Origin of the sequence: Thermococcus sp. (assembly GCF_015521605.1) — an archaeon.
Lineage (GTDB): Archaea > Methanobacteriota_B > Thermococci > Thermococcales > Thermococcaceae > Thermococcus.
Window position 1 is genome coordinate 18,837 of sequence record NZ_WANV01000021.1, and the last position, 17,408, is coordinate 36,244.

Genomic DNA, 17,408 nt, shown 5'->3' on the forward strand with positions numbered 1-17,408 from the left:
TATGGACAGTTTCGCTCACTTTAACAGCCAACCAGTCGAAAACATTTAAGTACTCTTCTGTTCAATAGTGTGAACTCGTGTGTAAAAGGAGGGATAGAAATGAAGGCCAAGGTTAGGATACTCGACATGTACAGCGGGAGGTATTCTGTCTTCATAAATGAGAAGGAAGCCAAAAAGGCCAAGCTGCATCCGGACGACCTAGTGAAGATCGAGGCAGGCAAAAAGACGGTCTATGGCAGTGTTGTTGTGAGCAACCTCGTAAAGGAGGGCGAGATAGGTATAAGCAAGGACATACTCGGGCTCCACAGCTTCTCGGAGGGGGAGGTCGTCACTGTAATACCCAGCGGCACTCCGGAGAGCGTCCGCTACATCAAAAAGAAGATGCGCGGAGAAAAGCTCAGGAAGGTTGAGATAGAGGCAATAATAAAGGACATCGTGGACAGGAAGCTCCGCGACATCGAGATAAGCTCCTTCGTCACCTCGCTTGAGATAAACGGCCTTGACATGGACGAGATAGCGGCGCTGACGATAGCGATGGCCGAGACCGGCGACATGCTCGACATCGACAGGAAGCCCATAATGGACGTCCACAGCATCGGCGGCGTTCCCGGAAACAAGACCAACATACTCGTCGTGCCCATCGTTGCCGCCGCCGGATTGACGATACCGAAGACCAGCTCAAGGGCTATAACCAGCGCCGCCGGAACGGCGGACGTCGTCGAGGTTTTCGCGGATGTTAGCTTCTCCCTCGACGAGATAAAGCGTATAGTGGAGAAGATAGGCGCCTGTATGGTCTGGGGCGGCGCCCTGAACCTCGCTCCGGCGGACGACATAACAATCAAGGCCGAGCGCGCACTGAGTATCGACCCAACCGGTCTGATGCTGGCCAGTATAATGTCCAAGAAATACGCCATGGGGAGCCAGTACGTGCTCATCGATATCCCGACCGGCAAGGGAGTCAAGGTCGAGACCGTCGACCAGGCAAGGGCACTCTCCAGGGACTTCATAGAGCTCGGCAGAAGGCTCGGCCAGTACGTGGAGGTGGCCATAACCTACGGCGGCCAGCCGATAGGCCACACCGTGGGACCGGCACTGGAGGCGAGGGAAGCCCTCTCAGCTCTCATGACCGGCAAAGGGCCCGGAAGCCTGATAGAGAAGGCCACGGGGCTTGCCGGCATCCTCCTTGAGATGGGCGGAGTTGCACCGACCGGAATGGGCAAGAAGATGGCCAGGGAGATTCTCGAAAGCGGCAAGGCCTACCAGAAGATGAGGGAGATTATAGAGGAGCAGGGCGGGAACCCGGACATCAAGCCCGAGGAGATACCCGTCGGGGACAAGACATACACCTTCACCGCACCAACCAGCGGCTACATAACCGGAATAGACAACAGGGCCATCACGGGAATAGCAAGGGCCGCAGGTGCTCCCGAGGACAAGGGAGCCGGAATAGAACTCTACGTCAAGGTTGGAGAGAAGGTCAAGGAGGGCGACCCGTTGTTCACCATACACGCCGAGAGCGAGGCGAGGCTCGATCAGGCGATAGTCCTCGCTAGGAGAACGGAGCCGATACGGATAGAGGGGATGGTCCTTCAAAGGATAGGAAACATCTGAATCATTCCCTTTTTCTGTGCCTCTCGTACCATCCCCACTCCTTTTTGGAACCAAAAGCCCTCACACCCTTCTGGACGAGGGTTATACGGAGCTCCTTGGCCATCTCGTGGGTTATCTCACCGCGCTCCTCCATCCAGTTGATTATCTCAAGTGCCTCGTCGTCCGTTTCGCATCTCCTGAGGAAGTCTATGATCGTTGGGTTGTAGCCAGAGAAGTCCCGCATCTCATCCTCCTCTGCAATCGCCTTTTTCTCGCTCGTCCTGTACGCGTCTATCGGGACGCCCTCTTCCTCAAGCTCCTTTGCCAGAGCCGGAAAGCGCTCCTCGAACTCGTCCCTGTCGTACTCCTGCCAGGCAAACTCGTCAATGGGGCGCTTCTTTTTCTTTTCGTCCATACGTCACACCGGTAAAGAGTTAGGTCATGAGTTTATAAACCCTGAGTGAGAGTCATTCCCATGAAGGGTGCGTACTTCCTCGTTATCCATCTTCCTGATGAGATGGAGATAGCCACAAAGGGCAGGAGGTTCGTTTTAAGGAGGGGCTACTACGTCTACGTCGGCTCCGCCATGAACTCCCTTGAGAAACGGGTTGCCAGGCACTTCAAAAAAGACAAAAAGCTCCACTGGCACATAGACTTCCTCCTTAGGGATGCAGAACTCCTGAGGGCTTACATGATTCCCAGCGGAGAGAGGCTTGAGGAGAAGCTCTCCGTCGAGGTCTCTAGGCACGGAGAGGCCGTGGAAGGTTTCGGTGCCAGTGACGTTAAGGTGGAGACGAACCTCTACAGATTCGAGGAAGAACCGGACGCGATCCTAGTCGGAATACTCGAAAATCTCCGCCTGAAATGGAAAAGGGTTAAAAGCGGGAAGGAAGCTATAGAATTCGGTGGGAAAAATGAAGCTTGAACTGGGAAGGGTCGAGTCGTACATCCATGAAAAGCTCAGAAGGGAAAAACTCCACTTTGTTCTCATTGACCCAGACGACGTTACCCCCGACGTTGCCGGAGAGATAGCCAGGATGAGTGAGGAAGCCGGCGCGGATGCGATAATGATAGGCGGCTCGACGGGGGCTGAGGGAGACGTTCTGGACGGTGTTGTGAAAGCCATAAAAGAGAGCTCAGGCCTTCCCACAATACTCTTTCCCGGCTCCCACGGGGGAATAAGCAGGCACGCGGATGCCATATTCTTCATGAGCCTGCTCAATTCAACCAACCCGTTCTTCATAACCGGTTCCCAGGCACTGGGGGCGTTCACAGTTAAGCGCTACGGCATAGAGCCCATACCTATGGCGTATCTGATTGTCGAACCGGGAGAAACGGTGGGGTGGGTAGGTGACGCCAAGCCAATCCCAAGACACAAGCCGAAGATTGCAGCGGCCTACGCCCTGGCCGGCCAGTACCTCGGGATGCGTCTCGTCTACCTGGAGGCGGGAAGCGGGGCGAGGGAGCCCGTTCCGCCCGAGATGATTTCCCTCGTCAGGAAGGTTATAGACGTTCCCCTCATAGTCGGGGGCGGCATAAGAACCGGGGAGCAGGCGAGAAAAGCGATCGAGGCCGGGGCGGATATAATAGTCACCGGGACGGCTATTGAGAAGGCGGGTTCGCTTGAGAAGGCCAGAGAAAAGCTGGAAGAGCTCAATAAGGGGATAAAGGGTTAGGCCTCGGAGAGGACTTTGAAGGTTATCTTTCCGTCCTTGATTATCTTCCTGAGCTCCGAGAGGAGCCTGGGGGCATCGTCCTCCACTATCTCCATCCTGATTTCACTGATGCCCTTTGCATCGGGCGGGAAGAAGTGTATGTCCCGAATCTTACCCCTAACCTTTTCATAAAGACGGCCCAGAATCTTTCCCCTTCCGTCGTAGGGCAATTTAATGTCTAGTTCAACAATTTGCATACCCATCACCACTCTATTTTATGAAAAAAGGCCTATATAACCCTTTTCATGAGCGGGAATTATCGAATTTCGTTCCTTATATTCCCGTCGGTTATATCGCTCACCACAAGACTTATCTTTTATCGCTTCGATTTTTATCGTGGTGATGTCGATGCGTGCGTTCATATCCCTCGACCTTGAGGGCCTGCCGTACATAGTCAGCCGGCAGCACCTGTTCGTCAAGGGCGCCCTGTACCCGGAGGCAAGGAAGATAGCGACGGAGATAGTGAAGGTCACGGCCGAGGCGCTGCACGAAAACGGTTTTGACGAGATCATCGTAGCCGACAGCCACGGGCCGATGGTCAACATCCTTCCGGAGGAGATGCCCGAGTACGTCGAGCTGGTCAGGGGCTTTCCGAGACCGCTCAGCATGGTGGCCTTTGCAAAGGGGAGCGACGCAGCGCTCTTCCTCGGATACCACGCCAAGGCAGGAACGGACAGAGCGACCTTCGACCACACGTACAGCGGGGCGAGCGTGGACAGGCTTGAAATCAACGGCGTCGAGGTGAGCGAGTTTCTGCTCAACGCCTACCTCCTGGGGAGCTGGGGAATTCCCGCGATTCTTGTCGGTGGCGATAAGAGATTGATAGAAACGGACGTCAAAGCCTTCACCCCCTGGGTCGTCGGCGTCCCCTTCAAAGAGTCCCCCTCGCGCTACGCCGCCAAGAGCCCAGGGATGGGCAGGATAAAAACGATGCTGAGGGACGGCGTTGCCGAGGCCGTCGAAAGGCTGAGGAGGGGAGAGGCAAAGCCGCTCGTGACGAGGAAACACGTTCACGTTAAGGTCCGCTTCCTCAGAAGCGACATGGCGGACACGGCTGAACTGCTGCCTTTCGTGAGGCGCGTGGATGGAAAAACCGTAGAGTTCGAGGCCAGAAACCTTGAGGAAGCCTACAAGGTTTTCGAGCTGCTCACCTTAGCTGCAGCGGGAGTGAACGCCATAGTCACAAGGTAACAGGAAGTGTGCCCCCGGGGAGCGAAGGGGAATCACGGCTCGCCGAGGCGCTCATCCCCCGCGGTTTCCCGGGGGCACTTTAATTTCCACAGAACCCGGCCTTAAGCTTTGTCCTCGTCCTCAACGTAGGGTGCCGTTATCACCTTTCTTATCTCCCTCGCCTTCTTTTTGCCTATCCCCTCAACTTCCTGGAGCTCCTCCTCCGTGGCGGTGAAAACGCGCTCAACGTTTCCGAAGTGCCGGAGGAGCCTCTTCGCGAGTGTGGACGAGACGTAGGGGAGGCCCTCAACGATGAGCCTCTGTCTCTCGGCGAGGGTCAAAGCCTTCTTCTCGCTCCTGAGGCGAACTTCCTTCTTCCTCTCCTCCTGCTCGCGCTTCGCCAAGAGGTAAATGAACTGGGCGGTCTCTTCCGTTCCAGACGAGAACAGTATCGGTACGCTCCAGTCGATGGTCACCGCCGCTATTGCTCCCCTGATAGCGTTTGGGTGAACGTTCCTTATGCCGTAAAGCTCGCCCTCTATGATTATCACCGACTTTTCGTAGGCTTTCCTTAATCGCTCCACCTGGTCGAAGAGCCTGCCGTCGATGATGGACTGTATGAAGTCGTTGGCGCTCTTCCTCTCTATCCCGACCTCCTCGCTCACAACGTAGTCGGCAACATCGAGGGTTCTGACCTCGATCTCCGCCCCCAGCTCCTTCAGGTGCTTTGGAACGCCGCTCCTGAGCTCGCGACTGTCGACGTAAACGACTATACCCTTGGGCTTCCTCACGAAGACCGGCTTTATCGGGAGCTTTTCGTAGACCCCCTCTCCGGGAGGCGCGGGCTTTTCGGTCTTTTCCACCTTCTTCTCAACCTTCCCGGGCTTTTCCTTCGGTTTCAGGAACTCATCGAGGGACGTTACCCTTCCCTTTGAGGGCATCTCAACACGCTCCGCTGTCCTTTCTCTTATTTTACCCCTCCCCGGATGAGCCTTCTCAAGCTCCCGGGCGAGCTTTCTTATGGCATCAAACATCCCCTTCTCCTTACGCTTTGAGCTCCAGTAGTAGGCCTCATCGCGGGTTCCTTTGGCCATCAGGATGACGACCCTTCCCGGCCTGTGCCTCCCGGTTCGTCCGCGCCTCTGGATGCTCCTTATTGCGGAGGGCACCGGCTCGTAAAATACGACGAGGTCGACCTCGGGCACGTCGAGACCTTCCTCACCCACGCTCGTCGCGACCAAAACGTTGAACTCGCCGCGCGAGAACCTCTCAAGGGCTTCCTTCTGCTCCCTCTGGCTCATGCCCCTGTCGTTGCTCCTGCTCGCCTGACCGATGAAGCGCTCGGCCGTTATTCCCTCCCCTCGGAGAACCTCAACGATTTTCCTCCCGGTGTCCCGGTAGTTCGTGAAGACTATAATTTTTGAGTTCGGCTTTTTCTTCAGCTGTCCCTTAACCAGCTTTAGCATGCTCTCCATCTTCGGGTGGTCGAGGCCAAGCTCCTTCGCCTGGACGAGGAGGTATATAACCTTCCTCATGCGGGGGTCTTCCATTAGCTGCCTGCTCGACTTCGTCCTCTTGTCCTCGCGGAGCTTCTTGAGGTAGGCCCTCAGCGCGGTTAGCCCCTGGGTTTCGAGCAGCTCTATCGCGTGCTGGAGCTTCACGGCCTTCGCCTGGTACATCCTGAGCCGGCCGAGCTCGTAGTTGCCCCTCGCGACCTCCTGGTTTATCTTTGAACCGGCCTGGAGAACCTCCCTCTTCGATATATCCGGCGAGTAAGTGGAGACAAGCTTGAACTGAGCGAGGGGTTTGAGGCTCTCCTTGAGCATCTCCCTCAAAAGTTTCCGCACCTCCTTGTAGATGCCGGGGAGTTCGACCTTCACCCACTCAAAGCTCATTCTCTGCACGTATGGCCTGACGTCGGGAGAGCTCTCGGTCCTTATCTCGATGTGCTCTATCCCGAGGTTCCTGATTATCTCCCGTATCCTCTCCTCGTCGCTTCCCGGGGATGCAGTGAGGCCGAGGACGAGCGGGTGCCTGGCAGTTCTTAGGTACTCCCTGGCGATGAATACGTAGGAGTAGTTGCCAACCGCCCTATGGGCCTCGTCAAAAACGAGAAGGACAACGTCCTCCAGGGAGATTTTCCCCGTAAGGATGTCGTTTTCAACGGTTTGGGGCGTGGCGGTTACTATCGTGCTTCTTTCCCACAGCTCGGCCCTTTGTTTGGGTGAGAGCTCGCCCGTGAGGACGTTGATTCTCTCCGGGGGAAGGTCGAAGAGCCGCCTAAAGCTCTCGGCGTGCTGGAGCGCAAGGGGCTTCGTAGGGGCAAGCATGAGAACCCTGCCGCCGTACTTTGAGAGCCTGTAATCGGCTATAAGCATGGCTATAAGCGTCTTTCCAAGGCCCGTTGGCAGGACGACGAGGCAGTTGGTGTCCTTACAGCGGGCGTAGATTACCTCCTGATAAACGCGGGGCTCGATTAGATCGCGGCGAAGGTACATGTGCCTATATCCTCGGCGAAGTTTATAAATTCTCGGACGAAGTTAGGGCATGCTCCTCACGAGGCACGCCAGGGAAAGGCTCGTCAAAAGGCTGGCGAAGAGGCGGAGGCTCGAACGCATATACGCCGAGCTGTGGGACTTCCTCGACCGCTCGCGGAGGATAGAGGTGAACGAGAAGGTAGTAATCCTCACAGACGGGAGAAAGAGTCTGGTCTGTGCCAGGCTCGAATGCGAGATGCTATCCCTGGAGGAAATCAGGGAGAGGGTCTCCGGGATTTCCGAGGCCTACGACTGCGTCTTCTTCGATGGGAGAACGGCAAGGCACACAATCCCACGGAAATTCGTTGAAGGCCTTCCTGACGGGAGGTACTGTTTCTACATGAACCGGGAAAAGAAGAGCCTCTATATCGGGCGGGAGGAACCCCTGCTGGTCATAACAATAAGGCCGGCAAAGAGGGAGGAAAGGGATCAGGCCTCCTCCACGGGTACAACGAATATCTCCCCAAAGGGCTCCTCCTGAATGAGGTCAACCTTGCCCATGTTGGAGAGGAACAGGAGGTAGAGGAAGGTTCTGGCGACTATCTTCGGCGTTGGGTCGAAGACCAAGTCCCAGAAGTTTATGGGCTCCCTCGTTTCCCTGTACATGTTAACGACTATCTCGTGGAGCCTGTACACGTGCTTCTCGATGTCAACGCGGAAGTCGTCGACGACGAATACCTCCTCCTCTATCTCGACCTTCTTTCTCCTCCGCGGCTTCCTCTTCTCGGCCTCCTCAAGGGCATCCATGAGTGCATCCAGGAGGTCGTCGAAGGTGTAGTAGCGCTCGACCCTCCTGAGCGGAGGGGCTAAAGGCTCAACATCCACCCTTATGCGCTCCTCGTGGTGTTCCTCCTCTTCCTCCTCGTCGGCGTGGAGCAAAGCTTCGCTCTTCATCCTGACAAGTATTGATGCCGCCAGGATGGCTCTCGCTGAGACGCGGAGGTCCAGCTCCTTCATCTCCCTCAGCCGTTCTATGTACTTCTCGGTCAGGTCAACGATGTCTATGTTCCAGGGGTCAACCTTGCCCATGGTGACGAGCTGGAGGAGAATGTCAACGGGAGTTATCTCCTCCTCACGGCGCGATTCCATAGGTTTTCACCTCTCAATCCTAATCCAGCCCCTCTCAAAACGGCGGAATTTTTTCTTGGCCATCTTGAACATCGCCATAAGCTTTCTGAGATAATCTTCATCGGCGTAGAGAACCTCCCCATCTTCCAGAGCGTCCATTATTAGGGGATGTCCCTTGAGAAGCATCCTCTTAACTTCCTCCGGAGTGTATGCTTTGGCATCGATTGGAGCATGGGTTCTATCGAGGTCGTAGAGAAGCTTTAAGCGTTCGTTTGGGTTTTTGGGGAGGTTTTCGGCTATCACGAGGATATCAACGTCACTCCCCAGCCCGAAGGTTCCCCTTGCCAGTGAACCGTACAGCAATATTAATTTTGGCCGAAGTGATGCTTTGATGGCTTCCACGTACTTCTGGATGTCTCCCCAGTACGGCAGTTCACTTGGCCTCATCCGCCATCCTCCTCACAAAAGCGATGACCTCGCGTGCAGAGGTGAGGGCCTCAAGGGCATCCTTCTCCCCGTAGTACTCGTAGGGAGCACCTTCTATGTATGCGTCAGGGTATCGTGGGGGGATATAATGCCTGTCCAGCATCCTGGCATTGTCAAAAAGCTCCTCTGGAACCTCGATCTCTTTGGATAGTATGTCGAGCAGTTTCTTTATTGAATGGCCGTAAGCCATGACCCCCATCCCAAAGAGCAAAGCCTTGACGGCGTACTCTGCCGCCTGCTGGGCCTTAAAGCAGGCCCATGAATAAAATTTGGAATTCAAGTCATTCTCGGCACTTCTGAGGGTATATTCAGCCTGAGACAGCCACCGCTCGAACTCTTCTCTGTCAAACATTGAGTTCACCCGCTCAGGTGACCGAACATCTCTTTATGCTCCGCCTCGCTCCTCTTCCTGGCCTCTTCGAGGATCTTCATAGCCTTCTCAAGGCTGAGCGCTACCACCCTGGACACACCGTTCCTCATGCTGACGCCGATGATCTTGTCCGCGTTGGCCATCATGACGTCCCTCAGGGTTATCACGATGAACTGGCTGTTCTGGGAGGCCTCCTTGATGAGGTCAGCGACGCGCTTGACGTTGGCGTCGTCGAGGTGTGCATCGATCTCGTCGAAGAGGTAGAACGGCGCGGGCTTGTAGCGCTGTATCGCGAAGACGAAGGCGAGGGCAGTTAAGGCCTTCTCACCGCCGCTCATTGCCTCTATCCTCTTGACGTCCTTTCCTGCGGGCTTCGCCTCTATCTCAAGGCCGCCCGCGAACGGATCCTCAGGGTTCTCAAGGATGAGCCTGGCGCTTCCTCCCGGAGAGAGCTTGGCGAAGAGCTCCGAGAAGTTCTTGGCTATCTCGCTGAGGGTCTGCATAAAGACGTTCCTCTTCTGTCCCTCTATCTCCTCGATGAACTCCTCGATGCTCTCCTTCTCAGCAACCACCTGCTCGCGCTTGCTCTTCAGCTCAAGGTAACGTCTCTCGACCACCTCGAAGTCCTCGATGGCCTTCATGTTGACGGGCTCAAGGGAGCGTATCTCCTCCTCCATCTTTTCTATCTGCTCCCTCAGGGCCTCAAGCTCCAGCGGGACTTCCTTTATTGACCTGATGAGCCTGGCATCGTGGTGCTTGAGCTCGTCCTGCTTCTCCTTCAGCGTCGCCTCGTACTGGGCGAGCTTTATCTTGAGGGTGTTGGCCTCTATGCGAAGCTCCTGGAGCTTGGAGTTGAGTTCGTCCTTCTCCGAGCGGAGGTCGATTATTTCGTTCTTGACCCTCTCACGCCTCTCGCGGAGCTCTTTGAGCTCGTCCTTAACGCTCTCCTCGGCCTTTCTAAGCTCCTCAAGTTCCTTCTCGAACTCCTTAATGGCCTTCTCGTTCTCGGTGATGTTGGCCTTGAGTGCGTTTATCCTGTTCACGAGTCCCTCTATCTCCTCCTCAAGGTCGGCCTTCCTCGGAAGGAGCTCCTCGTTTATCCTTATCTCAAGGTTTTCAAGCTTGCTCTCGACCTTGCCCAGCTCCTCCCTGAGCTTGCTTATCTCGTGCTCAACTTCCCTTATGCGCTGGTTCAGCTCCCTCGCCTCCGGGTTCTCCAGGGCCTTCTTAAGCCGCTCCTTCTTCTTCTCAAGCCGCTCTATCCTTCCCCTGAGCTTCGCCATGTCCCCCTTTGTCCCGTGAATCCTCTTCTCAAGCACCTCAATGAGCTTCTCACTCTCCTCAATGGACTCCTTGAGGGCTCTGTCCTCAGAGAGGAGACGCTCCATCTCCCTCTGAACGACCTGCAGGTCCTTGCTCAGGTCGCTCTTCTTCATGCGAAGCTCGAAGAGCTCGTTCTGAAGGCCCTTAACCTCGATCCTGAGCGCGTTGACTGAAGACTCCAGAGCCTCTTTCTCGCGTTCGAGCTTCTCGACCCTCTTCCTTATCTCATCGACGTTTACCCCGAGCTTGCCCCTTGGCCTGTAGTGGCCGCCGGTTATCGCTCCGCTCCTCTCAAGGAGCTCACCGCCGAGGGTCACCATGCGAACCTTCCCGATTCCAACGGTCCTTGCCTCGTCCATATCGTTCACGATGAGCGTATCCCCGAGGGCGTAGGCGACGGCGTTCTTAAAGCGCGGGTCGTACTGGACGACGTCCATCGCAGGGATTCCAAGGGAGGGCTTCTCGCGCATCGAACGGGGCTTTATCTTGTTGAGCGGGAGGAATGTGAGCCTTCCGAGCTTTCTCTCCTTGAGGAGCCTGATGGCCTTTTCGGCGACCCGGTCGTCCTCCACCACGACGTTGTCGTAGTTCCCGCCGAGGGCGACCTCCACCGCCAAAGCGTAGTCCTTGTCCGCGACGGTTATCAGCTCCCCGAGGGGCCCGTAGAGGCCCGGGATGTTCTGGTTCTTGAGGAACTCGACCGCACGATTTCCGCGGACCTCTCTCTGAGCCTCGGCCTTGATGAGCTCCTCCCTGGCCTTGGAGAGCTCTCCCTCGACCCTTCTGAGGGCTTTGGTCTTCTCCTCAAGCTCCTTCTCGGCTTTTCTAAGCCTGGCCTCGCCCTTGGACATCTTCCCCTCTATCTCTCCGAGCTCGGAGCGCTTGGCCTCAAGGGACTTTTTGGCCTCACTGATTTTGGACTTGAGCGCCGTTCTCCTGGCGCTATCCTGAGCGATCTTGGCCTTAAGGCGCTCTATCTCTTCCTCGAACTTCCTGATATCGCTCTCCTTCATGTAGAGCTCCTTCTTGGCCTCTTCAAGCTCATCGACGACCTTGTCGAAGTCCTGCTTGGCTATCGCAAAGTCCCTGTCTATCTCCCCGAGCTTGATGACCAGCTCGTTCTTAACAACCTCCTTCTCCTTGATCTCTGCCTTGAGCCTCTCGCGCCTCTTTGTCCAGCGCTGGATGGCGTTTTTGCTCTTTTCTATCTCCTCCGAGACCTTCTTCAGCTCCTCCTTGGTCTTGGCGAGCCTGTGCTGGCTGTCCTCTATCTCCTTCTTAGCCAGCTCGATGTTCTTCCTTGCCATCTCGATCTTCGACTGAACCTCGCTGATCTTCCGGGTAACCTCAAGGATGCCGTCATCGCTCTTCTCCTCAAGCTCCTTCTCGATGGCGTTGAGTTCCTTCTCCTTGGCGACTATCTCCTTGGCTATGTCCTTGAGGCGTTCCTCTATGGCCGCTATCTCCGCCTCTATCTCCTTGTCGCGGAGGGTGTTCTCCTCGATCAGGGACTTCAGCTTCCTTATCTCGGCCAGGAGAAGCGTTACTTTGGCCTTTTCAACACGCTCCTTAAGGTCGAGGTACCTCAAAGCGTCGTTGCGCTCCTTTTCGAGCTTGTCGAGCTGGGACTTAACTTCCCTGATGAGCAGATCAACACGCGCGAGGTTTTCCTCCGCCTGCTTGAGCTCCTTTAAAGCTTTCTCCTTCTTCGCGTCGTACTCCGCTATTCCAGAGATTTCGTCTATGAGCATCCTCCTCTCGGTGGGGCTCATCTTGATGAACTTGGTGATGTCGCCCTGGAGAACGAGGTTGTAGCCCTCGGGCGAAATCATGGCCGCGCTGAGGACATCGAGGATGTCGCTCCTGCTGGTTCTCTTGCCGTTGAGCCAGTACGTGCTCCTCCCGTCGGGATAAACGCGGCGCTTTATCACGACCTCGTCTTCATCGACGGGAAAGCCCCTGTCCTCATTGTTGAAGTACATCGCAACCTCAGCGTACTTTGCCGGTGCCTCCGTTTTTGTGCCCGCGAAGATCAAATCGCTTATCCTGGTGGCACGCATGGCTTTGGCAGACAGTCCACCGAGAACGAAGAGAACGGCGTCACCAATGTTGCTCTTTCCAGAACCGTTGGCACCAACGATCGCTGTAAACCCCTTAGAAAGCGGGACAACTACCTTTCGGTTACCGTAGGATTTGAAACCTTTCATTTCAATCTTCTCGATGTACGGCATGCCCTACACCTAAATTGGAGAATGACGGGATAGGTTATATAACTTTACCTGCGGCGGCTCACTCGACTATTCTGCGCAGGACGTTGAGCACCTTGCTGTCTATGCCGTCGCTAACCGTAACGTAAAAGTCCGAGTTCCGCATGATGGCCATGTCCCGTATCTTACTCACAAACCGGAGCGTGGGTTCGACACCGTTCTCTATCATCAGGTACTCAACAGCATCCAAAACGACGTCGGATTTGTTGTTCTCCAGGCGGTCCCACACAATCTGCTCGATGACGTGGAGTCGGGAGGGGGGAACTGCCGCCGGATGGGAAACTTTGGTAACCCACACATGGTGGACATTGGGGGCTTTGACCTCAAAGGGAGGTCTCCTGGTTATCAGTATTTTCCCCCTGTGAGGATTTCTGGCGAGGACATCGTTGAGACGGCGGTAATCAATAACCCGTGACCCCCTCCTTCGGGGCCGCCCCCTAAACATCATAAGCCATCACTTCGCACATTACTTGACTCACAAGATCATGACATTACAGCCGCAGTAAGTTTGTTAATGTTCTTATAAATATTACTGTGTGTGACTAAATACACAGATGCTCAGACCATCGAGTTAAAGAGAAAAAACGGGACTATACATCCAAAATGGGCATCTCTGGACATCACTTTTCCCTTTCACAGAGTTCGAGAAGCACACCCGTTACCGCCTTTGGGTGAACGAACGCTATCTTCGCACCACCGGCACCGATGCGGGGCTTCTCATCAATGAGCCTGTATCCCTCAGCCTTGAGCTTCTCAAGGTGCTCCTCGATGTTATCAACGCCGAGGGCTATGTGGTGTATGCCCTCACCGCGCTTGGCGATGAACTTGGCTATCGGCGAGTCCTCGGAGGTTCCTTCGAGGAGCTCTATCCTGCTTTCGCCGACGTGGATTATCGCGGTCCTTACCTTCTGGTCGGGCACCTCTTCAATCTCCTCAACCTTGAGGCCGAGGCCTTCCCAGACCTTGATGGCCTCGTCGAGGTTCTTAACGGCTATACCAACGTGGTCTATCTTCTTTATCATACCTTCACCCCCAGGGCTTTTTCAAGTACAAGATCCGCGGCAGAGTAAGGGTCCATCTCCCTCCTTACAATCTTCTCTATCAGGGCCGCCACCTCCTCCTCATCGAGCCTCTCGCTTATCGCCCTGGCTATCCTGCCGGAGACTATCGTCTTGACCTCCTCCTCGGCCCGGAACTTTCTCTTCCGCTCTATCTCACCGCTACGCTCAAGAAACTCGTGGTGCTCCTTTACGGCCGCCCAGAGCTCTCTGATTCCTCTCATGGTGGTTGCCACGGTCTCAACTATCGGCGGCCTCCAGCCGCGCTTCTCCCAGCGCTCCTTCTCAAGGTCGAGCATGAGGTTGAGCTCGAAGTAGGTCGCATCTGCTCCTTCCTTGTCGGCCTTGTTGATGACAAACACGTCCGCTATCTCCATAAGGCCGGCCTTTATCGCCTGCACATCATCTCCCAAACCGGGCACGGTTACGAGAACCACGGTATCGGCCGTCTTGACGATGTCAATCTCGATCTGACCGACGCCGACGGTCTCAACGAAGATGACGTCACAGCCGTAGGCATCGAGAACCTTTATGGCATCGTTCGTGGCCTTGGCCAGTCCGCCGAGAGAACCCCTGGTCGCCATGCTCCTGATGAAAACACCGGGGTCGGTTGAATGTCTCTGCATCCTTATCCTGTCGCCGAGCAACGCTCCGCCCGTAAACGGCGAGGTGGGGTCTATGGCTATCACGCCGACGACCTTCCCCTCCTCCCTTGCAACTCTGATGAGCTTGTCGAGAAGGGTTGATTTTCCAGCCCCCGGCGGCCCGGTTATGCCTACGATGTAGGCGTTTCCCGTGTGGGGATAGATTCTGCGTATTATTTCCCTTGCCTTCTTCTCATCGTTCTCGACGAGGGTTATGAGCCTAGCCGTGGCGCGCCTGTCTCCCTGGAGCATGCGTTCTATAAGGTCGTCTATCATCGTCACCACTCGGACAAATTATCCAGGAAGAAATTATAAAGGTTGGGTTATGCCGACCTGAACTTCCTGAGCTTCGGAACGTTCTCATCTATGAAGCTTATTATGTCGCTGATCGGGCTTCCCGGGCCAAAGACCTTGGCAACGCCGGTCCTCTCAAGCTGCTCCGCGTCGTCGGGCGGGATTATTCCGCCAGCTATAACGAGAACGTCCTCGTTGGGCTTTATACCGCGCTCCTCAAGGAGCCTCAGGATCTTGGGGATCAGAACCATGTGCGCACCTGAGAGGATGCTTATTCCAAGGACGTCAACGTCCTCCTGGATGACGCTCTCCACAATCTGCTCCGGAGTCTGCCTTATGCCGGTGTATATGACCTCAAAACCGGCGTCACGCAAGGCTCTCGCAACGACCTTGGCTCCCCTGTCGTGACCGTCAAGTCCCGGCTTTGCAACGAGAACCCTAACCTTGGAGCGCTCGACCATTTTCACCACCGGGTGGGTTTTGTTTTAGCGACTATTTAAAGGTTGTCAAAACTCAAGGTTGGGCTTTACTTTGGATATTTTGTCCAGAAGGCTTTTTAATCTCCCCGAGAAGTCCCTAACATGCCCGGGTTTCCCCACGACGTTCACACCCACACCGCCTACTCGGACGGCACCGGGAGTGTGGGCGACAACGTTGCTGCCGCTGAGGAGAAGGGGCTGAAGCTCCTCGGGATAACAGACCACAGCCACTACCTCACCGGAAAGGCCTTCAACCGCTACGTGAGAGACATAGAGAGGTGGAAAAACGAGGCCGATGTTGTATTGCTGGCAGGGATTGAGGCCAACGTAACCCACAGCGGCGTCGATGTCGCCGGAGGCATGAGGAAAAGGCTGGACTACGTGATAGCCAGCGTCCACCTCTGGCTCGATGACCCCGAGGAGTACGTCGAGCTGGTTAAACTCGCCCTCCTGGACGAGAACGTGGATATAATCGGCCACTTCGGGGCCAGCTTCAGATACATTGGGTATCCAAGCGAGGAGAACCTCGGAGAAGTCCTTGAGCTGGCCGAGGAGAGGGGGAAGGCCTTTGAGATAAGCTCCCGCTATAGGGTTCCGGAGATGGACTTTGTGAGGGAGTGCATAAAAAGGGGCATAAAGCTCGTCTTTTCAAGCGACGCCCACTGGCCGAGAGGAATAGGTAACGTTGGATGGAGCGAGAGGGTCTTCAAAAAGGCCGGCGGAAGAAAGGAAGACCTTCTGTTCGCGGAGTTTCTGTGAGCTTTTCGATAGTCGGGAGTCTTATTGCAACGACAACGCAACCATCGAGCACGAGGTCTGGATCGCCGGCTTTCAATTCTCCTAGAGTCTTATTGCAACCCAGCATACGCCCGTCATCAGTCTTAACTTTAAGACTTTCAATTCTCCTAGAGTCTTATTGCAACCGCCACAGTCACACTCGAAATCGAATTAGAACAATCCTTTCAATTCTCCTAGAGTCTTATTGCAACAACAAGCCGAATTGGAAACTCCAGATAAAGAATGCTAACTTTCAATTCTCCTAGAGTCTTATTGCAACGTTCCTCAAGCTACAATCAAGCTGACGGACATCAACGTCTTTCAATTCTCCTAGAGTCTTATTGCAACGTACGGGAGGCCGCTATAGAGGCTGCCAGGTTTCTGCTTTCAATTCTCCTAGAGTCTTATTGCAACCCGCTGGTTCATGAGGTATAAAACCGCCGTTTACCGGCTTTCAATTCTCCTAGAGTCTTATTGCAACTACCGTCGCCACAGCCGCTACTCGGCAGTGACAGAGCTTTCAATTCTCCTAGAGTCTTATTGCAACCTCATAGTGCCGGAGAGCCATGTCGAGGTACTTTGTCTCTTTCAATTCTCCTAGAGTCTTATTGCAACGAGGCTGGGGTAGGGTTTGGCTGGAGCGGTCGCGGTCCTTTCAATTCTCCTAGAGTCTTATTGCAACAGCTGAGGGCCCCGGCAAGAGTCAGGCACCAAGCCCTCTTTCAATTCTCCTAGAGTCTTATTGCAACCACGGCGAATATGTTGATGATGAAGAGGAAGATTGCACTTTCAATTCTCCTAGAGTCTTATTGCAACGCCCGAGGAGCTTGAGGACATCGAGGCTTATGAGAAGCTTTCAATTCTCCTAGAGTCTTATTGCAACCTACCTTATCGTTGATGATGTAGAGCTTTGTGTAATCATCTTTCAATTCTCCTAGAGTCTTATTGCAACGCGGCCTCGCAGACATAACAATACCTGCAAACTATCTTTCAATTCTCCTAGAGTCTTATTGCAACAACCTTGTCCGGAGGCGGTTGCTATGAAGCTTGACATCTTTCAATTCTCCTAGAGTCTTATTGCAACTCAGGAACCAGCACCCGTTCACCGCTCCCGTGAGGGGTGGGGCTTTCAATTCTCCTAGAGTCTTATTGCAACCCGGCTAAGGATTTGAAGCCCGGCCACCCGTATGAATCTTTCAATTCTCCTAGAGTCTTATTGCAACGGTGGTGGTGAGATACTTCTACTCAACGCCGTTTCAAATCTTTCAATTCTCCTAGAGTCTTATTGCAACCGCCCACCCTCCAGGACGGAAGGGTAACCTTAAACGGCTTTCAATTCTCCTAGAGTCTTATTGCAACTACGCCTGGGAAGACTCCTACCGACGATGAGTTGAACTTTCAATTCTCCTAGAGTCTTATTGCAACCGGGAGCTCCGGAAGTTGGGTAGGTTCGAGGCTTATACTTTCAATTCTCCTAGAGTCTTATTGCAACTTGACTTCTTCTACATTGTGAACCTCGGTAGGGAGTTCTCTTTCAATTCTCCTAGAGTCTTATTGCAACTTGACTTCTTCTACATTGTGAACCTCGGTAGGGAGTTCTCTTTCAATTCTCCTAGAGTCTTATTGCAAC

At 54.5% G+C, this 17,408-nt stretch carries 17 protein-coding genes and 1 CRISPR repeat array; of the genes, 6 read left to right on the top strand and 11 right to left on the bottom strand.

Going from position 1 to position 17,408, the window contains the following annotated elements:
• Positions 1-99 precede the first annotated feature (99 nt).
• Complete coding sequence (locus F7C11_RS04410; RefSeq protein ID WP_297091347.1) at positions 100-1,611, top strand: AMP phosphorylase; 1,512 nt, start codon at positions 100-102, stop codon at positions 1,609-1,611.
• 1 nt (position 1,612) lies between these two features.
• Here F7C11_RS04410 and F7C11_RS04415 read toward each other — a convergent pair whose 3' ends face one another.
• Positions 1,613-2,005, bottom strand: coding sequence for a DUF2095 family protein (locus F7C11_RS04415; RefSeq protein ID WP_297091348.1), 393 nt, complete (start codon positions 2,003-2,005; stop codon positions 1,613-1,615).
• Between the two features lie 60 nt (positions 2,006-2,065).
• On the opposite strand from F7C11_RS04415, the gene F7C11_RS04420 reads away from it, so the two are divergent.
• Positions 2,066-2,515: a DUF123 domain-containing protein gene (locus F7C11_RS04420; protein ID WP_297091349.1), complete on the top strand. Its 450-nt coding sequence runs from the start codon at positions 2,066-2,068 to the stop codon at positions 2,513-2,515.
• A complete protein-coding gene (locus F7C11_RS04425) occupies positions 2,505-3,266 on the top strand; it encodes a geranylgeranylglyceryl/heptaprenylglyceryl phosphate synthase (RefSeq protein ID WP_297091371.1) in 762 nt (253 codons plus the stop codon). The genes F7C11_RS04420 and F7C11_RS04425 overlap by 11 nt, the downstream gene beginning before the upstream one ends.
• On the opposite strand, the gene F7C11_RS04430 is transcribed toward F7C11_RS04425, so the two are convergent.
• Positions 3,263-3,502: a hypothetical protein gene (locus F7C11_RS04430; RefSeq protein ID WP_297091373.1), complete on the bottom strand. Its 240-nt coding sequence runs from the start codon at positions 3,500-3,502 to the stop codon at positions 3,263-3,265. The two genes, F7C11_RS04425 and F7C11_RS04430, sit on opposite strands and share 4 nt — an antisense overlap.
• A gap of 151 nt (positions 3,503-3,653) precedes the next feature.
• Here F7C11_RS04430 and F7C11_RS04435 point away from each other — a divergent pair, with 151 nt between their 5' ends.
• Complete coding sequence (locus F7C11_RS04435; RefSeq protein ID WP_297091375.1) at positions 3,654-4,496, top strand: M55 family metallopeptidase; 843 nt, start codon at positions 3,654-3,656, stop codon at positions 4,494-4,496.
• Between the two features lie 101 nt (positions 4,497-4,597).
• Here the strand turns inward: F7C11_RS04435 and F7C11_RS04440 are convergent, their stop codons facing one another.
• Complete coding sequence (locus tag F7C11_RS04440; protein WP_297091351.1) at positions 4,598-6,973, bottom strand: DEAD/DEAH box helicase; 2,376 nt, start codon at positions 6,971-6,973, stop codon at positions 4,598-4,600.
• Positions 6,974-7,022: 49 nt separating this feature from the next.
• On the opposite strand from F7C11_RS04440, the gene F7C11_RS04445 reads away from it, so the two are divergent.
• On the top strand, positions 7,023-7,493 hold the full coding sequence (locus tag F7C11_RS04445; RefSeq protein ID WP_297091353.1) for a hypothetical protein: 471 nt from the start codon (positions 7,023-7,025) through the stop codon (positions 7,491-7,493).
• On the opposite strand, the gene F7C11_RS04450 is transcribed toward F7C11_RS04445, so the two are convergent.
• The 8 genes from F7C11_RS04450 to F7C11_RS04485 all read right to left on the bottom strand — a co-directional run bounded on the left by F7C11_RS04450 (position 7,442) and on the right by F7C11_RS04485 (position 14,983).
• Positions 7,442-8,101: a ScpA family protein gene (locus tag F7C11_RS04450; RefSeq protein WP_297091355.1), complete on the bottom strand. Its 660-nt coding sequence runs from the start codon at positions 8,099-8,101 to the stop codon at positions 7,442-7,444. The genes F7C11_RS04445 and F7C11_RS04450 overlap by 52 nt on opposite strands.
• Before the next feature lie 6 nt (positions 8,102-8,107).
• A complete protein-coding gene (locus F7C11_RS04455) occupies positions 8,108-8,527 on the bottom strand; it encodes a nucleotidyltransferase domain-containing protein (RefSeq protein WP_297091357.1) in 420 nt (139 codons plus the stop codon).
• Positions 8,514-8,918, bottom strand: coding sequence for a HEPN domain-containing protein (locus F7C11_RS04460; protein WP_297091359.1), 405 nt, complete (start codon positions 8,916-8,918; stop codon positions 8,514-8,516). The genes F7C11_RS04455 and F7C11_RS04460 overlap by 14 nt, the downstream gene beginning before the upstream one ends.
• Positions 8,919-8,923: 5 nt before the next feature.
• Positions 8,924-12,490: a chromosome segregation protein SMC gene (gene smc, locus F7C11_RS04465; protein WP_297091361.1), complete on the bottom strand. Its 3,567-nt coding sequence runs from the start codon at positions 12,488-12,490 to the stop codon at positions 8,924-8,926.
• A gap of 58 nt (positions 12,491-12,548) precedes the next feature.
• Positions 12,549-12,974 (bottom strand): DUF835 domain-containing protein, encoded by a 426-nt coding sequence (locus tag F7C11_RS04470; protein WP_297091363.1) that lies wholly within the window; start codon positions 12,972-12,974, stop codon positions 12,549-12,551.
• A gap of 172 nt (positions 12,975-13,146) precedes the next feature.
• Positions 13,147-13,548, bottom strand: coding sequence for a methylmalonyl-CoA epimerase (gene mce / locus F7C11_RS04475; protein ID WP_297091365.1), 402 nt, complete (start codon positions 13,546-13,548; stop codon positions 13,147-13,149).
• Positions 13,545-14,504 (bottom strand): methylmalonyl Co-A mutase-associated GTPase MeaB, encoded by a 960-nt coding sequence (gene meaB / locus F7C11_RS04480; RefSeq protein ID WP_297091376.1) that lies wholly within the window; start codon positions 14,502-14,504, stop codon positions 13,545-13,547. Before meaB ends, mce begins: the two co-directional genes overlap by 4 nt.
• 47 nt (positions 14,505-14,551) lie before the next feature.
• A complete protein-coding gene (locus F7C11_RS04485) occupies positions 14,552-14,983 on the bottom strand; it encodes a cobalamin B12-binding domain-containing protein (RefSeq protein ID WP_297091378.1) in 432 nt (143 codons plus the stop codon).
• Between the two features lie 120 nt (positions 14,984-15,103).
• On the opposite strand from F7C11_RS04485, the gene F7C11_RS04490 reads away from it, so the two are divergent.
• Positions 15,104-15,760, top strand: a complete 657-nt coding sequence (locus tag F7C11_RS04490) for a PHP domain-containing protein (RefSeq protein WP_297091367.1) — start codon at positions 15,104-15,106, stop codon at positions 15,758-15,760.
• A 1-nt stretch (position 15,761) separates the two neighbouring features.
• Positions 15,762-17,407: direct repeats of the CRISPR family, unit length 29 nt; unit sequence CTTTCAATTCTCCTAGAGTCTTATTGCAA.
• The last annotated feature ends 1 nt before the right edge of the window (position 17,408 follow it).